Raw genomic sequence first — 19,709 nt, forward strand, 5'->3', positions numbered from 1 at the left:
GCGACCAGTGACCGTCTTGCGGTTTCGGCACGTAGAACGGACAACGAGCATGTGACCCCGTGGCATAGTGCTCGCATGCCACGTTCTCTGGTCCGCCGCATCAGCCTTCGATTCGCCGGGATCCTTGTCGCGCTCCTGACAGTCGTCGGCACGGGCACCGCCATCGCATCGCCCTCTGCCGTCGCCGGACCGGCGGGGTGTGTTCCGTTCGGGACCGCACAACTGCCGCCGGGGGCGCCGTCCACCGGTGATCGCACCGGGTTGAACACCTTCGGCACGTACCGCGGTGCAAATGCCCCTACTCGTGTCGATCTGCGTACCGAGCGCACGCAGTTCAACCACTACTGGGAGTTCGCGCTTGTCGACGGGGACTTGCTAACCCGACCGCGGGATGCGGGTGCCCCTTGGCGGATCGTTCGGATGCCGTCGTGTCTGAACGGCGCGATCACCGCCATCTCACTCGATGACGACGAGCTCGTCGGCATTGATCGCGACGGCTGGATCTACACCATGGACAACGTCACCCAGTCACCGTTGCTGTGGAACTGGACGTCGGGTTGGGGCGCGTTGCTGTGGCTGGGACCGGGTCGTACGCTGCCGGACACGCGTGTCGGCGGGTGGGCGCTGAGTGTCACGTCGCCGACTGCTAACCGCGAGTACGCCGACATCGCCGGCCGCGTGCATCCCAGCGGCCAGGCCAAGATGACGATGATCCCGTCGCTCACCGGCGACGGTAGCCGCATCACCTACGCCGATCCGTGGCTACCCAACGACAACAGCTATGAGATCGGTAGCCCGCTGGGTGGACGCTTCCAATCGGTGTCGTTGTCGGCGGCGGCGTCCACCACCTTCGTGATGAACCGCTACGGCGACATGTACACGCGGACCTTCGATTTCGATTCCTCGGGGTCGGACTCGGTGTTCTTCCGCTACAGCTGGGAGCCGCAGACCGGTAAGCCGAGTGCGACGGACCTCAACCAGGAGACCTGGGATCGTTCGACGGCGGCGGTGCAATTGCCCGCGCCGGATTGGACTCACCAACCGAAGATTCCGGGTGAGATCACCTCCAGCATCACCGCGATCTCCACCGGGCCAGGCGTCGAAAAGCGTGAGTTGCGAGTCGAGGGCCGCGACAACGGCCGTACCGGCTTCTGGCGTAAAGATATTCAGGCCTCGTCATGGACGTTCGAGCCCACCGATTCGCCTCTGCAGGGCAGCGCACTCGAGAACTCTGCAGCCGATCGTTCCGCCGATACATTGGCCCCGCCCAAGCCGTGGAACCTGTCGGCGTCGCTGCCGTCGCGTGACGCCGCGGTCGATGGTCAGACACTCATCGACATCGGCCTGCCCTACAGCGTGGTCGACCCGCGGTTGCTCGACGAGGTGGGATTGCACGCCGGACCATCCGGGTACCGGTTGGAGGTCGCGAACTTCGACCCCGCGGTGACCACGCGCGACGCCGTTGTCGTCACCGGGACCGGTACCCGGATACCGGTGCAGTTGCACACTGCGGACGGCATGCGGATGACGCCGGGACACGTGGGCCTGACTTCGACGCCGCGCCATCTCATCGGTGCGATCGAGATCCCGCACGCGGCATACACGCAGCGGGCCGACGACCCCGAGCTGGCACAGTTCGTGAGCACGTGGATGCGCGGAAAGTCGATCGCGCCGATCACCCTGAGTGCCACAACCTCTGATCTGGTGATTCGCTGACGATCCCTGTTCCTTGGGGGCGCACGCGTTGGGCGCAGCCGCTCACGCGGCGAAGGCTGTTTCACTCGCGAACCGATCACAATGGCCGCAACGTGTGCGACTCGGAACACCAAGGACTTCGCTCACACTGGGGTCGAGCTGGTGAACCCATGGATTGCCTGACCGCTCCACTCGACGACGCAGGGGAAATATTTCCTAACCGCCGTGACGCGGTTGAATTCCGTTGAGCGCCATAGCCGGGCCTGTTTTCGCCTTGCCACGCACTCATCGCTCCACCGGATCCAAGCAAGAAACTTTCGCCACTAGGCGCCGAACTTGTGGCCCATCACGCGCTCATATTCACGTTCCCAGATCTGGACGCGGCGTCCGCAATAGATGCACCAACTGGCCATCGCCAGCAGCACACCTAGGAAGCACAACATCACCACGATATTGGTTGTGGAGTTATTGGCTGCGTAGACGTATGCCAATGCTCCGATCAGCATGACGAAGAGCACGATGAACACGGTCAAGCCGTAGAGCCCGCGAGAGCTGTAGATCACCCGCCCGGTGCGGCGGAAAGGAAATGGGGGTGGAGTGGGTGGGTTGTGCATCGTGCTCAAGCGTATGTCGCCGCACCAGACCCGAGTTCCGCGGCTCGGATGGAGCCGTCAGAATCTGAGATCGAGAAACTGTCGCTGCCGTAGTCAAGATACTGAGGCTCAGGATTTCGAGGAGAACCGGCGGAAGAGCCCCTCACACCAGGGCGGGCAGCCGGCGTGTGGCATCGGCGACGTGGGTCACGAATCGCTCTACCCCCGACCGCACATGCGCGTCACCCATCCGCTCGACGAGCCCGCGCATCAGATTGAGGCGACTGCCGTCGATCCAGTGCTGGATGTCTGATTCGGTCTGCCAGATGCGGGCGCCGGCCCAGGTGCGGGTGAGCATGTTCGCCATGTCGGCCGGGGTGCTCGGGAACGGATTCGGACGGGCCAGCCGGTTCTTCTCGGCATCGTCGTCGCGGTGCGCCTCGATGAATCCGAGCAGCGCTGCGTTGAACGTGGGGGAGTTGTGGCGCACCTGCTGCAGCCGGATCGTGTCGCCGTCGAAGATCGGCGCCGCAGGCGAGGGCGCGAGGCCACGTGCGGAACAGTCGACGACGAGCGTGTCCGGCTCGGTCGGGATCTCGCCATCATCGAGCCGGATGTGGCTCGGGCCCACGGCGCGCACGTGCCCGAGCCGAACCACGTCCTCGATGCCTCTCAGCTCATCCAGCTCCCGCCGACTCAGCATCGTGCCCCGGTACATGGTCGGCTCCACGTCGGGATCGAGTCGCATCAGCCGGCCGACGTCCTCGAGCAGGCGGCACAGGTCGATGAGGTCGTGCGCCTGGGCGCCTGCCTCGGCCTCATCGGCCAAGCCGTGCATGAGTGCACCGACCTGATCGAGCGGCTGCAGCCCGGCCCGGTCGTTGAACCACATGTCGCGCGGCCTGATCCAGCGGATCCGGTCGGCAGCGATGCCGTGATCGAGTAGCCAGAGGCCGGCATCCGCCGCAGTCTTGCCGCCGCCGATGACTGTGAACCGGCGATGGTCATCAGCCCGCTCCGGTAGCAGCCCGATCGGAACGAATCGAGCATCCGGCTCGACGCTGAACGACGGCGTGTGCGTCGCAGGCACGGAGGCCTCTTGATAGCGCGCGTCGACGACCCGTCGGCGCACCGTGACATCGGTGACGGCTCCGGTCGCCGTGTCGCGGAGGTGTGCCACACCGTCGTCGCTGCCCACGAAGTCGTGTCGTCCCAAGAACGCCACCCGTCCGGATGGCGCGAGCCCTTCAGAGAGGACCCGCGCGAAGTAGTCCTGGATCTCGGGGCCGGACGCCTGCTCGTAGAATCCGCTGTTGCGGCCGGACCCGATGATCCGGTCTTTCCCGAGTGGCCTGGAACCGACACCGTAATACGCCGACGGCGAATGCAGCTGTACGAACGGGTAGGTGTCGCGCCAGTGCCCGCCCACTTCGGTGCGTCGGTCGACGAGCAGCATCTCGGCATCCGATTCGTTCAGCAGGGAATCGGTGAACGCGAGCCCGCTGGCGCCCGCCCCCACGACCAGATAATCGGTGGTATTCACAGGACCTCCTGCTCGGATTCTCCCACTGCCGCGTCACGGAGATAAGGAAACTCTGCGCACAGGCGGATGGGCTCCGGCGTGGTCGTCAGTTGGCGCGCGCGATCCTGGGCGAACTTCTCGCCGCCACTTGCTGACGGCGAGCGAGATTGTCGACGCCGCGACCAATGTGAACATGGTTGTTGCCAGGACGATTTCGAAGACTTCGACGCTCATGATTGACAGTGTGCAGTCGGCAGGATGCCGACACCATTGGCTGAAATGACAACCTTCGAAAAGATTCAGCCAAGGGCCTGTGGTTGCCGATTCGATTCTGTTGAAGCCGAGAATCGCCGCAGGTCCGCAGGTAGCCTCCGCCGTGTGGAAGACACTGGTGCACCGGGTGTGCACGCGGGCATCAGTCGGCGACAGGCGATTGCGGGAATCGGTCTCACAGCGGCGGCGGGGGCTCTGTCGCTGTCGGGTGGCACGGCTGCTGCCGACCGATTGATCTGGTGGACGACGGTCAAGGTCTGGTCACCGTGGGCAATGTCCGGCTGACCGTCATCACGCCAGGTCTGGTCCGATACGAATACTCGCCGAACAGGCAGTTCGAGGACCGTCCGACGATGCTGGGCCATCACCGCGACGCGCGGACGCCGGAGTATCGGGTACGGCAGTCGGGAGATGCCGTCCGATTCGAGACCGACGTGATGACGATGAGGTGTCCGGTGTCGCGGTTCGAAGCCGATGCGCCACAGGTCGATCTGGTGCATTCGGGTGAGACAGTCACTCCCACATGGCTTTCTGAACAGTATGTGCCGGAAGTGACTGGCATCGTCTTTCTCGCCAATCTCGAAGTCTGGACCGCGTCGATCCCGCCGCTGCCGCCGGACAACCTCGGCGGCTGGCTGCGTTGCCTCGACTCGGTTCGTGGTGAGACGTCGCTGCAACCGGGACTGCTCTCGCGCGCCGGATGGTTCTTCATCGACGACACCCGATCCGTCCTCGTTCCTGACGACGGGGACGAATATGTCCCTCGCCGCAGCGTCGCGGGATACCGCGACGGATACATCTTCGCCTACGGCGCCGACTACAAACAGGTACTGGCGGACTACCGAACCCTTTCCGGGGCAACACCTCTGCTGCCGCGACAGGCCTTCGGGAATTGGTTCTCGCGGTATGCGCCCTACGACGAACACTACTACCGAACCGAACTGGTGCCGAAGTACAAGTCGGTGGGAGCATCGCTGGACGTGCTGATCATCGACACGGACTTCAAAGAACCCAACTCGTGGAACGGGTGGGGCTGGAATCGCAGACTGTTCGCCGACCCGCAGCGGTTCCTGGCCTGGGCGCACCAGGAGAAGATGGCGGTCGGGTTGAACATCCATCCCAGTATCGCCGGCAACGACAGTCGTTTCGGTGACGCCTCGAGTCGGGCGGGCGGCACATTGCAGCCGGCACTGACCCCCGCGTCCCGGTTCTTCTCCGCGCTGGAGCTCGACGTTGCCGGTGCATTGGGTCCCTCGTATGTCTGGGACCTTGGCAAGCGCGGCCATATTGATTCCTTTATGCGGCTGCATGATTCGTTCGAGGCCGACGGTGTCGACTTCTGGTGGCTGGACTGGATCATCGACGAGTCGTGTGTCGGAGCGGGTCCAGCAGAAATCGCTGACGATGTATGGATCGCGCGGGCGTATGGCCGCCGACCGAAAGCGTCGACAAACCGATGGCTACTCCTGGCCCGCAACGGTGCATCGTACTGGGACATGGTGGGTACCCGGCCGGGACCATGGGGCGGGCACCGGCACACAATCCATTTCACCGGCGACACCTATTCGACGTGGGAGACCCTCGCATTTGAAGTGGTCTTCACCCACGCCGAGGGCAACGTCGGTATGGGTTACGTGTCGCACGATATCGGCGGTTTCAAAGGCGACACCGATCCCGAGAGATACGTTCGCTGGATGCAATTCGGCGCATTCTCGCCGATCATGCGAATCCATTCCCAGAACATCGGCACCCCACGCCTGCCGTGGGAGTTCGCGCCGCCCTTCAACGATGCCGCCGCAGAGACATTGCGGATACGGTCGGCATTCGTACCGTATCTCTACACAGCGGCGCGGGTGATGCACGACACCGGATTGCCGATGGCCCGTGGCATGTATCTCGACTGGCCAAAACACCAGCAGGCGTACGAGTTCCGCCATCAGTACATGCTCGGTGATGATCTGCTCGTGGCCCCGGTGGTGCGGCCGCGCAGCGCCGGCGGCGGGGTGAAACGCATCTGGTTCCCGGAGGGTGACTGGGTCAACATCTTCGATGGTTCAGTGATCGAAGGTCCCGCGGTCAGAGATGTTGCCGTCACGCTGTTCGACATCCCGGTGTACGCGCGGGCCGGGGCCACGGTCCCGACACTGGCCAATGCCGCGGCTCCGGCGGCCGACAGTGCGGAACCGTTGTCGCTGAAGGTGGTCGCCGGTGCCAACGCTTCATCGCGGCTGTATCAAGACGACGGCCACTCGAACGAGCATCTCGTGGAAGGGTACTCCTGGACAATGTTCAGCTGGGACGATGCCACCCGTGAACTCACCGTCGAGACGTCGTCGCCGGGATCCGGTACTCGGACACCCAGGCCGCCGATCCGCCGCATCGAACTGATCGGCGTCGACGCGGCGCCGACGGGTGTGCGGGTCAACGGAGTTGCGGTCGCGAACGGGCGGTGGCGCCACTTGCCAGAGAGACGAACCGCCATTGCCGAGGTGGGCATTCCGGACACTGCCGATCTCAGATCTGTGTTGTAAACGCTTTCTCTTCACAGCGACTGCCGCAGCCGGTTTCTCAAATCTTGCTTTCCGAAGTGTGGTTCGGTCGTAGGGTTGTTTCACGGGGTCTGTGTGGTAGCAACGCCGCTGCCGACGGCGCCCGGGTGTGAACCCGTAGTCGGGCAAATAGGGAAGGACCATCCCATGGCCATCCACGACGACATCGCGATCGATCCGGCGCTACAGGACCTGTACAAGGATATCCATAGCCACCCAGAACTCGGTTTCCAGGAGCAGCGCACCTCCGGGATCGTGTCGGATCGGCTCAGCGCCCTTGGCTTTGAGGTCACCACCGGGATCGGCGGGACCGGGGTCGTCGGGGTGCTGAAGAACGGGTCAGGCCCGGTGGCATTGCTCCGAGCCGACATGGACGCTCTTCCGGTGAAAGAGGATACCGGGCTCGACTACGCGAGCACTGTCACCGCGACCGACGAGCACGGCAAAACCGTTCCGGTTGCGCATGCCTGCGGGCATGATCTGCACACCACGTGCCTGCTGGGCGCGGCGCAGGTCTTGTCGACCGGAACCGACACGTGGCGAGGCACATTGGTACTCGTCTTCCAGCCGGCCGAAGAATTGGGTGCCGGCGCGCAGGCCATGGTCGACGACGGGTTGTTCGACAAGATCCCGAAACCGGATGTCGTTCTCGGCCAGCATGTCGCCCCGCTGCCTGCAGGGAAGATAGCCGGTCATGCCGGGGCCTCATACGCCGGATCGGATTCGCTTCGAGTCCATCTCGTCGGCAAAGGCGCGCATGGGTCGATGCCGGAGGCCTCCGTCGATCCGGTGGTCCTGGCCGCCGCAACGGTGCTTCGGCTGCAGACGATCATCTCCAGGGAGATCCCGAGCACCGCGACCGCAGTCCTGACGGTCGGCTCCATTCACGCCGGTGACGCTGCGAACGTCATCCCCGGCGACGCCGAATTGCAGCTTAACATCCGGTCCTACGCCGAACCGGTGCGACAACGCGTGCTCGACAGTGTCGACCGGATCGTCAAAGGTGAGGCTGCGGCTGCCGGGGCACCGAAGGAACCGACGATCACGGAGATCGAACGATTCCCCGTTGTCACCAACGATGCGGCTGCATTGGGTAAGACCCTGGACGTGTTCGCCGACTGGCTGGGAGCGAGCAACATTCTCGATCCCGGAGCCGGTGCGGGCAGCGAGGATGTGGGGATCTTAGCCACGAGTTCAGGTGCGCCGCTGTCCTATTGGCTACTCGGCGGGTCCGATCCGTCGTTGTTCACGACGGGCGACATGACGGATCCCGCGCTGCTCAAAGTGCCGTCCAACCATTCGCCGCACTATGCTCCCGTCATCGATCCCACCTTGTCGATCGGGGTCAAGGCGCTGGTTGTGGCCGCTCGTACCTGGTTGCCGGCCGCGGCTTAGGCGGAAGGAGGGTACCGCGATGGGCAACGTGAATCTGAGCAAGCAGCACCCGGACGCGTATGCGCTCGTCGCCGAACTCGACAAGGCCGCCGTCGGGGCGGCAGCCGCTGCAGACCTTGATCCGCTGCTGATCGAACTGGTGAAAATCCGTGTCTCACAACTGAACGGGTGCGCGTTCTGCCTGCGGATGCACACCCGGGATGCACTCGCGAAAGGTGAAACCGCCGATCGCCTCGCGGTCATCGCGGCATGGTGGGAGTCGCAGTACTTCAACGACCAGGAGAAGGCGGCCCTGGGTCTGGCCGAGGAAGTCACCAGGCTGTCTGTTCCGGCGCGCGATGATTGGGACAACGGGGCGTTGAACGACGAACAGATCTCTGCCGTCAGCTGGCTGGCAATCGCGATGAATGCGTGGAATCGCATCGCAATTCGAAGCCACTATCCGGTGAGGCCCTGACGTTCAGGCAGTCGCTTCACGAGATCCGCACTGCCCCAGTTGGTCTGCCATCACATCGTCACCGACTGTCGGGCAATACCCCGTCCGCCTCCTTCCTGTCCCGGCGCGAGCGCCGACGTGCGACGGCCTCCCCGGCGAAGGGCAGTATCGAGATCGCCGCGATGAGGATGAAGATGGGTTCGATGAGGTTCTGGATGAAACCGAATTGACCGAGCCAGTATCCCAACAGCGTGATCCCGCAGCCCCACACGACTGCCCCCACGACGTTGTACAGGAAGAACACGCGGTACTTCATCTGTGCGGCACCGGCGACCAGCGGTGCGAGCGTCCGGATGACGGGCACAAATCGAGCCACGACCACGGTTGTCGGGCCGTGCTTGTCGAAGAACTCATGGGACTCGTTGATGTACCTCTTCTTCAGGATGCGACTGTTCTCGGTGAACATCGTCGTACCCGCGTACCGGCCGATCCAGTAGCCGATCTGGCCACCGATGACGGCAGCGAGGGGTACCAATATCAACAACTGCCACAGGGCGGCAAAGGAGTCGATGCCTCGGGCACCTCCGGATGCCACCAACATTCCGGCGACGAACAGCAATGAATCCCCTGGCAACATCGGGAAGAGAACGCCGGATTCGACCAGGACCACAACAAGCAGGCCGACCAGGGCCCATGCGCCGAAGTGTCCGAGCAGCGTGAACGGATCGAGAAACCCCGGAAGCAACGCCACCGCATTCGATTTCGCGGCGGCCGTCTCGATCGCCGCATCGACGAATGTCAGCAGTGGGTCAGTCATGACTGCTGTCCGGCGAGCAGTGGACGGTCACCGTCCTGTTCGAGCCGATCGACCTTGCTGTATGACAGGTATCCCACGAGGGCCACGATGACCGCGAGGAATACCAGATTGACCGCCGCAGTTCCGATGCCGAGTCCGCCGTTCTCGGTGGGCTGGGTCAACAGATCGCCCAGTGAGGCGCCCAGCGGTCGGGTCACGATGTACGCAGCCCAGAACGCGAAGACGGCGTTCAGTCGAATGCCATAGTGCATCACGGTGATAACCGCGATGACGGAGGCAAAGATGACAAGCGACGCGGTGTAGCCGACCGCGAGCTTCTCGGCGATCAGATCGCCGGCGGCGGTACCGAGGGCAAAGGTCATCAGGACTGCGAGCCAGTAGAACATCTCCCGGCGGGGAGTCCGGATGGAATGGATCGACAGGGTGCCTTCGACGAGATACCAGGCTGTGAAGACAACCATCAGCGCGAGGGCAAAGATCGTGGTGGTCACCACCAACGAAATGCCGAGATTGTCAGTCAGATTGTCGGTGATGAGCGTTCCCGTGACGCTGATGACAACTACGGTCCACCAGTAGATGACCGGCACATAGCGGCGGACCGAGAATTGCGCGACGAGACTCGCGATCAACAGCACCACGGTGATGATCGTTGTCGACGTCAGGCCCCACCCGAGGGTGGTGTTGAGGTAATCGGCAGCCGTTTCCCCGACGGTGGTCGCCAGGATCTTGATGATCCAAAAATAGATCGTGACCTCGGGAACCTTGCTCCATGCACAACGCAACCGTGTCGAGTTGTCCGATGATGCAACGGAATTGTGTGAGGCGGCCTCTGGTGTCGATGCCTGCGCACTTCTATGACGGAGTTGCATGGTGCTTGCCTTCCGGTTGGTGCTGCGGAATTGTGGCTGCATCGGCGGAAGCGATGTACCTGCGCGAAGTTGGCGGTAGCCGACCTTGGATGCCGTCCAATGCGCGAGGCACCAACATCGCAACGACCAGGGCAACCGATAGGGACAGTGCGATTGCGGCCAGCGTGTCCGAGAGCCAGTGGACACCGAGATACAGTCGTGTCGTCGCGGCGATCACCGAGATGGCAAGGGCCGCAGCCAATGCAATGTTCTGAAGTAGCCGGGTCGAGGTCGCGGTGAGAGCCAGCGCGATCGCGAAAACCAATGCGGCGGTGCCGATCACGTGACCCGACGGGAACGAGTGCGCGGCCTCGTATGCGGTTGCCTGATCGGAAAAAGGTGGTCGTGGCCGGTTGAAAACCAACTTCAGAGTCCATCCAAAGATCCCTGCGATCGCCACCGTTGCGGCCACCGCCGCTCCACGACGCACGTTCTTGTCGAACAGGATGAAGGCGATGACGGTGGCCGCGGTCCAGACGAACACCCACATCGGTCCGAACAGATTGGTCACGCCCGCGACCGCACTGGTCAGTGCGGGCGTGCGATGAGCGACCATCGCATCGAGCACCGTCCGGTCGATCCAGCTCAACGGGTTGTGGTGTGTGGTCACGATGGCAACACCCAGAACAAGGGTCAGGCAGAAGAGCAGCAGGCTGGTCGCCGAACGCGAATGGTTGCGGTGCACAGGACCAAGGGTGGCGGTGTGGTCCTGTGAGGACGCTGCGATCTCCTGAGCAGACGCTGAGTCCGGTTCCGTCGATCACCGCTGCACGTATAGATTTCGGGAATGGATGCCCGGCGGATCTTCGGTTGGACCGCATCCGCTGTGGCCAGCGTTCGGGGTCGGCTGACCATCCTGGCCACCACATTGCTGGCGCTCGCTCTGGCATTGGCAGCTGCCATCCTGCTGTTCGTCCTCTATCAAACGCTGCTGAACTCCGCAGATTCCGCGACGTCGGCACGCGCACATGAAGTCGCAACCACCATCGAGGACGAAGGCCTTGCGGGCTTGGACGAGTCGGTCCTTCTGCCGACCGAGAACCTGGACGTCATCCAGGTGATCGACAGCAGCGGGCGGGTGGTCGCGGCCAGTCCCGGCACTCCGCACGTGCCGCTGGTCTCGCCGCTGGCCGTCGACGTCCGCCGCACCGCCGACGGTGTGACCTTTCCGGGGCGCGATGCCGAATATCGGGTCACGGCGATGGGTGTCGCGTCCGGCAGTGGTGACGTGACCGTGGTGGTCGGTGCGGCCGAAGGTCCGATCCACAAGGTTCTGGCAACCGTGGCAATTCTGCTGTGCCTGGTGTTTCCGTTCCTCTTGTTGTTGATCGGCGTTGCGACTTACTATCTGGTCGGCCGAACCCTTCGCCCCGTCGAAGAGATCAGGGCGCAGGTCGCCGCCATCACCAGTACCGATCTGCGCAAACGAGTGCGGGTTCCGGGTACCAGGGATGAGATCTCGACCTTGGCGACGACGATGAACGACATGCTCGGTGGTCTCGAGGACGCCAGACAGCAGCAGCTCCGGTTCATCGGCGACGCCTCTCACGAATTGCGTAGTCCGTTGATGACGCTGGTTGGCCTACTCGATCTCTCACGGACCACGGGTAATTCGATAGATCCGGACACCGTGGAAGACATCTTGCTGCCCGAGGCGAGACGGCTTTCTCAGATGGTCGACGATCTGTTGTTGCTGGCCCGATCCGACGAATACGGCGTCCCGGTCAGTGCCGAAGACGTTGATCTTGACGAGATCGTGGACGCCGAAGCTTCCCGGCTGGAAGCTCTCACCTCACTTGATGTGCAGGTCGACATCACGCCCATCAGGGTTTGCGGTGACGCCGACAAGCTGACCCGCGCGGTGCGCAACATCGCCGACAACGCTGCCCGGCACGCCGACGGGGTGGTCCGCTTCGAGATGGAGATCGATGAGAAGTCTTGTCGGGGTCTGCTGAGAATCATCGACGACGGACCCGGTATCCCGGATTCGGACAAGGCCACCGTGTTCGATCGGTTCGTCCGGCTCGATACCGATCGGGATCGGTCGCGTGGTGGAAGCGGGCTTGGGCTCGCGATCGTCGACGAGATCGTCCGCGCGCACCATGGGACCGTCGAGATCAGCGATACCGCCGGGGGCGGCACCACGGTGACCATTGCCCTCGACATCGACCGTCCAGACCGTTATTGGCCCGCGGCCCCGGAGTCGTTCTAGCCGAATCAGGAGACGAAGACATGCGAGTGCTCGTGGTCGAAGATGATCGCAACGGCGCCGAGACACTTCGGCGGACATTGGTCGCCGAAGGCTGGGTTGTCGAGGTGGCCCACAACGGCGAAGACGGTCTCGCGCTGGCGATGCAGGGCACCTACGATGCGGTGGTCTGCGACATCATGATGCCCAGACTCAACGGTTATGAACTGGTGCGCCGCCTCCGTGGAGAATCCGTGTGGACTCCGGTACTGATGCTCACCGCCAAAGACGGGGAGTACGACCAGGTCGATGCCTTCGACCTCGGCGCCGACGACTACATCGTCAAACCGTTCTCCGTCGCGGTCCTGGTGGCGCGGCTGCGTGCCCTCGTTCGGCGGGGGGCGCCGGAACGCCCCACCGTGCTTGCAGCGGGCACCCTGTCACTCGATCCGGCCGCACATGTGGTCAGACGCGGCGACACCGAGATCACGCTGACGCCGCGAGAGTTCTCGATGCTCGAGTTCCTCATGCGGAACAGGGGTTCGGTGGTGAGCAAAGCGGAGATCCTGCAGGCGGCGTGGGACGTCAACTATCGGGGCGATGAGAACGTGGTGGAGGTCTACGCCGGGTATCTGCGACGTCGAATCGATACGCCGTTCGGCTGCAAGTCAATTCAAACAGTTCGGGGTGTCGGGTATCGACTCTCCGCATCCGGTGAATGAGGACACCGATCAGGTGCGGTCGACCCAGCGCAGCAGGGCGTACAGGAACCGCGTCGAGCCAGGCATGAAGTTGTTGCCGTGGTGGTAGGTCGGATCCAACGTGGTGGCGATGATGCGGCCGCGGGTGGAGGTGGTGTCCTCGAAGAGCATCATCCCGGCGTCGTGTGAATCACCTTGTGCATCGGGTTCTTCGGAGACCAGTAGCGGCACCACATCGGCATCGGTGTGCAGCAGTCCGTGGTGGTGCCAGATCACCGCCTTGGTGGTCAGGAACTTCCACGCCTCGTGGTCTTGGCTGCGGGTACGGATCAACGGATCTTCACCCGTGCGCCACCACCAGAAGTTGGTGGGGCGCGGACTCCACGAGACACCGGGCAACCATGTGTGCGCGGCATTCTCACCGAGGACCACGAGGGTTCCGCCACGTTGTGCGACGGCCAAGAACTCGTCGGCGTGCGCCCGCAGGAGTTCCGGATGCAGACGGTCGGCCAGGATCAGCGTGGTGACGCCGTCGAGGTCGCCTGGCTTGATGTCCGGTAGATAATGGAATTCCGGCTGAAAAGCCTTGACCGCCGGGTCTTTGATCGTCTGCAGATGGAAATGGGATCCGCCGTGGACGATCGCCAGCGTGCCGGTCGACAGGGGAGCGCGGTCAGTGCGGTTGAAGGGTTCGACGGTGGTCATCGGTTGTCCTTTCCATCAAGTCGGGCAAGCCAGGTCAGCAGTTGACCGAACACACGCGACGATGTGTTCGGATCATCCTGGTAGACAGCGAGATCGATGCCGCCGTGGACCAGGACCTCGCCGTCGCCGAGTGGGTACACGTAGTCGACCGGAAGGAGGTGCCTGCCGATGAAGTTCGTGACGATCGCACCTTCCGGCAGTTTCTGGCTGTATCCGCGACCGTAGAATCCGGACACCTCTCGCCGGAAGCTCAGGTCGGCAGTGTCCACACCTGCCCAGACCGGATGGGGGGTACCGGCGTGGATCGCGAGGTCTTTCGGGCCGGAATATTCAAACTTGCGCCATTGTCCGAGTCCGGGAAGGAAATCGGTCAGTGGATGGCCCATCACGGCAACGCGGCCGCCGGTGGTGACGAAGTCGATCAGGATGTCCCGCTTGCGTTCGAGGAAGATCTGATCGCAGTTGCCGTTGATGATCAGTCCGCGTACCGAACTCAGGTCGACCGATCCCAGTGAGTAGATGTCGATGTTGGACGTCAGTCCGGAGGTGGTGGGTCCCCCCGACATCCCGGTATTGGATCCCATCACCAGATGTAGGACGGGGGTGGTGGTCAGGGCGTCGGAATCGGCTGAAAAATCAGGGGCCGTCAGACTTTCGGCTGTCATTGCAGTGCACTTTCCTTGGTGCGGTGGCCATTGTCGGCCACCGCGATGTTGTCGTAGCGGGTGTACACCACCGTCCGCGGGTTGCCCCGGTCGATGATGGTCTCGGTCGCGACGTCGATGTCGTAGAGCCGCGAGAGGTTTTCGCCGGTCACCAGATCTTCCACGGTGCCGAGTTCGATCTCTTCGGCGCTGTACATCACGATGGCGTCGCCGCTCAGATGCAGCGCATGGTCGGGGTGATGGGTGGTCAGCAGAATCCCCATTCCTTCTGTCGCGAGTTCGCGAAGCAGTTGCAGAACCCGGGCTTGGTTGTTCAGATCGAGCGCGGAGACCGGCTCGTCGAGGATCATGAAAGTGCACCCGGTGGTCAGGGCGCGCGCGATGAGTACCAATTGTCGTTGTCCGCCAGATAATTCGGCGAAGCTCAAGTCGGCGAGGTGCTCGATCCCAACCCGTTGTAGGGATTGGCTGGTCAGCGCCAGATCAGCCTTGCTGGGCGTGCCGAATACCGACACCTTCTTGGCGCACCCCATCAGCACCATGTCGAAGACCGTGTATCCGACATTCGACAGTGTCGCCTGCGGTACGTATCCGATATTCGCATCACGGACCACGCTGCCCTCCTGCGGGCGGGCGAGACCGGCGATGCACCGGAGCAGCGTGGTCTTTCCCTTGCCGTTGGGACCCAGGATCGAGGTGATCGCACCGGACGCGATGGACACATTGGTATGACGGAACACCCAATCTTGCTGGGGGTAGTGAAATCCGAGATCTTGTAGCTCAAGCACTGATGAATGCCTGCCTGTTCGATTTGCGGAGGAGGACAACAAAGACCGGCGCACCGATGACCGCGGTGAGGATCCCCAGGGGGATTTCGCTGGGGCTGATGGTGCGTGACAGTGTGTCGATGATCGTCAGGTATGCGGCGCCGAGCACAAAGGTTGTCGGCATGGAGATCCGGTGATCGGGTCCGACCCAGAGCCGGGCCAGGTGGGGGATGACCAGTCCGACCCATCCGATGACGCCGGAGACTGCCACCGCGCCCGCGGTCATCAGGGCAACCATGACCAGCAGCAGCATGCGCATCCGGTGTGGATTGACCCCGAGTGTTTCGGCGTCGTCGTCGCCCAGTGAGAGCACGTTCACGCGCCATCGCAAGCCGAGGATGACCGTGCTGCCGAGCAGGATCGGGATGGCCGCGATGACCACCTTGCCCATATCGGCGGTGGCCAGTGATCCCATGAGCCAGAACACAATTGACGGTAGTGTGCTGTAGGGGTCGGCGAGGTAGGTGACCAGCGAGACGAGCGCTGCGAAGAATGCACTGGTCACCACGCCGCCGAGCACGATCATGAGAACGGAACTGCCCGTGCGGGTTTTCCCGATCGCCATGACCATCATCAACGCGGCCATGCCGAACAGGAATGCGCCACCGACGAGAAACACCGAACCCAGGCCGAGCATGATCACCAGGACGCCGCCGAATGATGCACCCGACGAGACGCCGAGTACCTGCGGACTGACCAGGGGATTGCGGAATACGGCCTGTAGTGCCGAACCGCCCAGTGCCAGTCCACCTCCGACCAGCATCCCCAGGAGCAGGCGCGGGAATCGAACGCCCAGGACAACCTGTTCCTCGACCGCGGTCCACGTCTGATCCAGCGGGACGACCTCATTGATCATGATGCGCGCGACCTCATTGACCGGAATTGTGTAGCGGCCCAGTGCAAGTGCGGCCAGCGCAACAGTGATGAGGCCGACGGTCAGGACAACCGGTACCACGAAGGTGTTGAGATTGCGCGCCCTATTCGGTATGAATTCAGGAGCTCGGGCCTCAAGCGTGGAACGTGTCATAGCCCGTGCTCACCGAATTCTTCTCCAGGTGCAAGATGCCGTCGATCTGGGTTTCGGACACGTCGAATGCGTAGAGCGACTTGTATGTTTCGCGAATACGGGCGCGGAGGTCCAGGTCGAGATCGGTGTCGGGGTAGAAGACCTGAGCCACCCACAGCCACATCAGGTTCGACTCGTTGCATGGCGGGTCCCATGAGAAGCCGCCGATGGGTGCCTTGTAGACGCGCTTGTTCTTGACCGCCGTCAGCGACGCCCAGGTGGAATCGTTGTAGATGTCCTGGGGTGTTGTGGGGTCGAAGTTGCCGAGGACGACGATCTCCGGATCCCAGGTCAGGATCTGTTCCTTGGTGACGGCGACGCTGGTGCCCTTGCCGGCTCCGAGGGCGACGTTCTTTCCGCCGGCCAAGGTGATCCAGAAGTCCATGTAGGTGTTGTCTGCCGACACCTTGGTCTCGGGTGTGTTGTAGAAGTACATGACGCGAGGCGCTTTGGCGGTGTTCGCAGCGGCGATGGACTCGACGGTCTTGCGGTCGGTGGCCATGGCCGCGAGGATCGCCTGGGCCTGCGGCTTCTTGTCGATTAGGTCGCCGAAGATGTTGATCCAGGCCTCGAGGTCTTCCTGGGTGCCGTATTTGAGCAGGATGACCTTGAGCCCGGCATTGCGCAGCGGCGCCACGATGTCATCGCCTTTGTCGCCCCACTGGATCACCACGTCCGGGTTGAGCGAGAGCACCTGCTCGACGTTGGGAACGAAGTCGGGGCCGGAAACCACTGGTGTGTCGAGGAATCCGGGGAACATGGTGGCGAGCATGCCGTTCTTGGCCAACGCGATCGCGCTCGAGTTCACACCCACGTTGCGGGCGATCGACTGATCGGAACCGGCGATCATGGACGGCACCGGGATGATGATCGAGACGATGCGTCCGACCGGGGTGTCGAAGGCGATGGTGTTCTGGTACTGATCGACCACCGTGAAGGGTGTGAAGGGCCCGCCCGCGCCACTCGAGGCCGCGGCCTCGTTGACCGGTGTCCGATTGGAGCATGCAGCCGTCGCGCCGAAGGCCGCGAGTGCGGTGGCCGCCACACCCAGCGATTTGATCATCTGGCGACGCGACATCGCGCCGCCCAAACTGGGAGTGTTCTCCGACAGGCGCATTTGTTCTCCGGAACGTGTTGTCCCCGCGGCATTTACCGTGGTGGGGCTGGGGCAACCCAGCAGTTGTTAGGCAACCATAACTTAGGTGAGCCTACGCTACTGGTTGGGGGCCGCAGGGACAAGTGGGGGTTCGACGCCGTTGGTCCGGTACCGGGTTTGGAATCGGTTTTCTGGCATATGCGCCGCGGCTACCTGCGAGACTCAAGAGGTCAATACCGGGTCGACGAGGACAGGACCGGAACATGACCGAAGCCAAGAGTGCGGACGCGGACGCGCCCACTGGTGAACTCGAGAAGCGGAAGATCTACGCGATCTTTGGCGGACTGATGTTGGCGATGCTCCTGGCGGCGCTTGACCAGACAATCGTGTCGACCGCGCTGCCGACAATCGTCAATGATCTCGGTGGAGCCGACCACCTCACCTGGGTCGTGACCGCGTACATGCTCGCCACCACCGTGACCACACCGCTGTGGGGCAAGCTCGGAGACCTGCTCGGACGCAAGCCTCTGTTCATCCTCTGCGTGGTGATCTTCCTGGTCGGTTCGGCTCTGTGTGGTCTCGCCGGCTCCATGTGGCAGCTGATCGGCTTCCGGGCACTGCAGGGTGTCGGCGGCGGCGGCCTGATTGTGCTGGCGCAGGCCATCATTGGTGATGTGGTCTCTGCGCGTGAACGTGGCCGCTATCAGGGCATGTTCGGCGCGGTCTTCGGATTGGCCAGTGTCGCCGGACCATTGCTCGGCGGCTTTTTCGTCGACAGTCTCAGCTGGCGGTGGGTCTTCTACGTCAACCTGCCGATCGGCGCGATCGCTCTGGTTGCGGTCTTCTTCGTCCTGCCGAACACGACAGCGCAGGTCAAACCGAAGATCGATTATCTCGGGGTGTTCCTGCTCGCTGCTGCCGCGACCTCCATCGTGCTGGTGACCAGTTTCGGTGACCGCTGGGGTTGGACATCGGCGCTGATACTGGGGCTCAGCGCACTCGGAGTTGTGTGTATTGCGGCGTTTGTGTATGTCGAGAAGTACGCGACGGAGCCGGTGATCCCACTGCGGCTGTTCGCCAACCGGGTGTTCGCGGTGGCGTCATCGGTGAGCTTCGTGGTCGGGTTCGCGATGTTCGGAGCCATCACGTTCATGCCGTTGTTCCTGCAGACCGTGCGTGGGGAATCGCCGACCGAGTCGGGTCTGAACATGATCCCGATGATGATCGGCTTGTTGATCACCTCGATCGGCAGCGGTCAGATCATCAGTAGGACGGGACGTTACAAGGTGTTCCCGATCCTCGGCACCGCCGTCTTCACCGTTGGTCTGTACCTGCTGTCCACGATGGAGCGTTCGTCATCGGATATCGCGATCGCGCTGTACCTGTTCGTGCTCGGTCTCGGCCTCGGCATGGTGATGCAGGTCTTGATCCTCGCAGTTCAGAACGGGATCGAATATCGAGATCTCGGGACCGGGACCAGCGGCGCGACGTTCTTCCGCACGATCGGCGCAGCGGTCGGTGTGGCCGTTTTCGGCGCGGTCTTCAACTCCCGATTGAGTTCGGAGCTGGCAGGCAGCTCGCCCGAAGGTGCCGTGGGCCGATGTTCGGGAGAGGTTCTGGAAGCATCGTCGTCGGCGCTGCGCAGTTGTCCACCAGGCGTTCAGAATTGGTTCCTGGATGGCTATACCGACGCGTTCGGAACGGTGTTCATCGTGGCCGTTCCGATCGGCGCGCTGGCGTTTGCGCTCTCCTGGCTGTTGCCCGAGGTTCCACTGCGTGAGGTCACCAAGATGCCGGATGCCGGGACATCGTTCGGCATGTCCGGTGAGAGATCATCCCTGGAGGAGTTGCGGCTGCAGATCTGGCGCACACTCGCCCGTGAGGACAAGCTGCGGGCGTGGGAGGTGGTGGTCGATGCCGCGAACAGCCCGCTGTCGCGCGGCGAGGCGTGGATGGTCAGCAGGGTCGCAGAGGAAGGTACCCGCGACATCCGTTCGATGTCCGAGGTCTCGCAGACCCCGCTGCCCAAGGTCGAGGAGACAGCGCGTCATCTGGAGGAACGCGGACTGATCACCGTGGGCCACGGCCTGGCGGTGATCACCCCGGCCGGGTTGAAGGAAGCCGAAAGACTGTTGGCGGCGCAGCGGCAACGACTTGCGGAGTTCGTTGCCGACTATCCGGGTGGCGAGAACGCGGACGTCGGCGAGTTGCTCGACGAGATAGCCCGGCGCCTGCAAGCCGAGGCACCTGAACCTGAACATGCACCCGCTTGA

At 63.0% G+C, this 19,709-nt stretch carries 18 protein-coding genes; 8 read left to right on the forward strand and 10 right to left on the reverse strand.

The window, feature by feature from the left end:
* Positions 1-75 precede the first annotated feature (75 nt).
* Entirely contained in the window at positions 76-1,716 is a 1,641-nt protein-coding gene (locus AC1TPF_RS10355; protein WP_482143729.1) for a hypothetical protein, read from the forward strand.
* 302 nt (positions 1,717-2,018) lie between these two features.
* Here the strand turns inward: AC1TPF_RS10355 and AC1TPF_RS10360 are convergent, their stop codons facing one another.
* Together AC1TPF_RS10360 and AC1TPF_RS10365 are read right to left on the reverse strand one after the other, a co-directional pair.
* Positions 2,019-2,309, reverse strand: a complete 291-nt coding sequence (locus tag AC1TPF_RS10360; RefSeq protein WP_482143730.1) for a hypothetical protein — start codon at positions 2,307-2,309, stop codon at positions 2,019-2,021.
* A gap of 142 nt (positions 2,310-2,451) precedes the next feature.
* Positions 2,452-3,831: an NAD(P)-binding protein gene (locus tag AC1TPF_RS10365; RefSeq protein WP_482143731.1), complete on the reverse strand. Its 1,380-nt coding sequence runs from the start codon at positions 3,829-3,831 to the stop codon at positions 2,452-2,454.
* 357 nt (positions 3,832-4,188) lie between these two features.
* Between AC1TPF_RS10365 and AC1TPF_RS10370 the strand changes: the two genes are divergently transcribed.
* The 4 genes from AC1TPF_RS10370 to AC1TPF_RS10385 all read left to right on the forward strand — a co-directional run bounded on the left by AC1TPF_RS10370 (position 4,189) and on the right by AC1TPF_RS10385 (position 8,484).
* Positions 4,189-4,368, forward strand: coding sequence for a hypothetical protein (locus AC1TPF_RS10370; RefSeq protein ID WP_482143732.1), 180 nt, complete (start codon positions 4,189-4,191; stop codon positions 4,366-4,368).
* Complete coding sequence (locus AC1TPF_RS10375; protein WP_482143734.1) at positions 4,323-6,614, forward strand: glycoside hydrolase family 31 protein; 2,292 nt, start codon at positions 4,323-4,325, stop codon at positions 6,612-6,614. Before AC1TPF_RS10370 ends, AC1TPF_RS10375 begins: the two co-directional genes overlap by 46 nt.
* A gap of 165 nt (positions 6,615-6,779) precedes the next feature.
* Positions 6,780-8,027: an amidohydrolase gene (locus AC1TPF_RS10380; RefSeq protein ID WP_482135220.1), complete on the forward strand. Its 1,248-nt coding sequence runs from the start codon at positions 6,780-6,782 to the stop codon at positions 8,025-8,027.
* A 19-nt stretch (positions 8,028-8,046) separates the two neighbouring features.
* A complete protein-coding gene (locus tag AC1TPF_RS10385) occupies positions 8,047-8,484 on the forward strand; it encodes a carboxymuconolactone decarboxylase family protein (protein WP_482135219.1) in 438 nt (145 codons plus the stop codon).
* Between the two features lie 58 nt (positions 8,485-8,542).
* Here the strand turns inward: AC1TPF_RS10385 and AC1TPF_RS10390 are convergent, their stop codons facing one another.
* The 3 genes from AC1TPF_RS10390 to AC1TPF_RS10400 are packed head-to-tail and all read right to left on the reverse strand — an operon-like array spanning position 8,543 to position 10,873.
* Entirely contained in the window at positions 8,543-9,280 is a 738-nt protein-coding gene (locus AC1TPF_RS10390) for a DedA family protein (protein ID WP_482143735.1), read from the reverse strand.
* Complete coding sequence (locus AC1TPF_RS10395) at positions 9,277-10,149, reverse strand: COG4705 family protein (protein ID WP_482143737.1); 873 nt, start codon at positions 10,147-10,149, stop codon at positions 9,277-9,279. Before AC1TPF_RS10395 ends, AC1TPF_RS10390 begins: the two co-directional genes overlap by 4 nt.
* Positions 10,133-10,873, reverse strand: a complete 741-nt coding sequence (locus AC1TPF_RS10400; RefSeq protein WP_482143738.1) for a phosphatase PAP2 family protein — start codon at positions 10,871-10,873, stop codon at positions 10,133-10,135. The genes AC1TPF_RS10395 and AC1TPF_RS10400 overlap by 17 nt, the downstream gene beginning before the upstream one ends.
* 102 nt (positions 10,874-10,975) lie before the next feature.
* Between AC1TPF_RS10400 and AC1TPF_RS10405 the strand changes: the two genes are divergently transcribed.
* Positions 10,976-12,400, forward strand: coding sequence for a sensor histidine kinase (locus AC1TPF_RS10405; RefSeq protein ID WP_482143739.1), 1,425 nt, complete (start codon positions 10,976-10,978; stop codon positions 12,398-12,400).
* A 20-nt stretch (positions 12,401-12,420) separates the two neighbouring features.
* The gene (locus AC1TPF_RS10410) at positions 12,421-13,098 is read left to right on the forward strand and encodes a response regulator transcription factor (RefSeq protein WP_482143741.1); all 678 of its coding nucleotides are present in this window, start codon (positions 12,421-12,423) and stop codon (positions 13,096-13,098) included.
* 9 nt (positions 13,099-13,107) lie between these two features.
* Here AC1TPF_RS10410 and AC1TPF_RS10415 read toward each other — a convergent pair whose 3' ends face one another.
* Genes AC1TPF_RS10415 through AC1TPF_RS10435 form a run of 5 tightly spaced genes read right to left on the reverse strand, consistent with a single transcriptional unit; the run spans position 13,108 to position 17,457 of the window.
* Positions 13,108-13,782, reverse strand: a complete 675-nt coding sequence (locus AC1TPF_RS10415; protein WP_482143742.1) for a hypothetical protein — start codon at positions 13,780-13,782, stop codon at positions 13,108-13,110.
* Positions 13,779-14,447, reverse strand: coding sequence for a hypothetical protein (locus tag AC1TPF_RS10420; protein ID WP_482135212.1), 669 nt, complete (start codon positions 14,445-14,447; stop codon positions 13,779-13,781). The genes AC1TPF_RS10415 and AC1TPF_RS10420 overlap by 4 nt, the downstream gene beginning before the upstream one ends.
* A complete protein-coding gene (locus tag AC1TPF_RS10425; protein ID WP_482143744.1) occupies positions 14,444-15,235 on the reverse strand; it encodes an ABC transporter ATP-binding protein in 792 nt (263 codons plus the stop codon). Before AC1TPF_RS10425 ends, AC1TPF_RS10420 begins: the two co-directional genes overlap by 4 nt.
* Positions 15,228-16,301 (reverse strand): FecCD family ABC transporter permease, encoded by a 1,074-nt coding sequence (locus tag AC1TPF_RS10430; protein WP_482143746.1) that lies wholly within the window; start codon positions 16,299-16,301, stop codon positions 15,228-15,230. The genes AC1TPF_RS10425 and AC1TPF_RS10430 overlap by 8 nt, the downstream gene beginning before the upstream one ends.
* On the reverse strand, positions 16,282-17,457 hold the full coding sequence (locus tag AC1TPF_RS10435; protein WP_482143748.1) for an ABC transporter substrate-binding protein: 1,176 nt from the start codon (positions 17,455-17,457) through the stop codon (positions 16,282-16,284). The genes AC1TPF_RS10430 and AC1TPF_RS10435 overlap by 20 nt, the downstream gene beginning before the upstream one ends.
* Positions 17,458-17,699: 242 nt before the next feature.
* Between AC1TPF_RS10435 and AC1TPF_RS10440 the strand changes: the two genes are divergently transcribed.
* On the forward strand, positions 17,700-19,709 hold the full coding sequence (locus AC1TPF_RS10440) for an MDR family MFS transporter (protein WP_482143749.1): 2,010 nt from the start codon (positions 17,700-17,702) through the stop codon (positions 19,707-19,709).

The sequence above is a fragment of the Williamsia sp. Y853 genome (assembly GCF_056786495.1).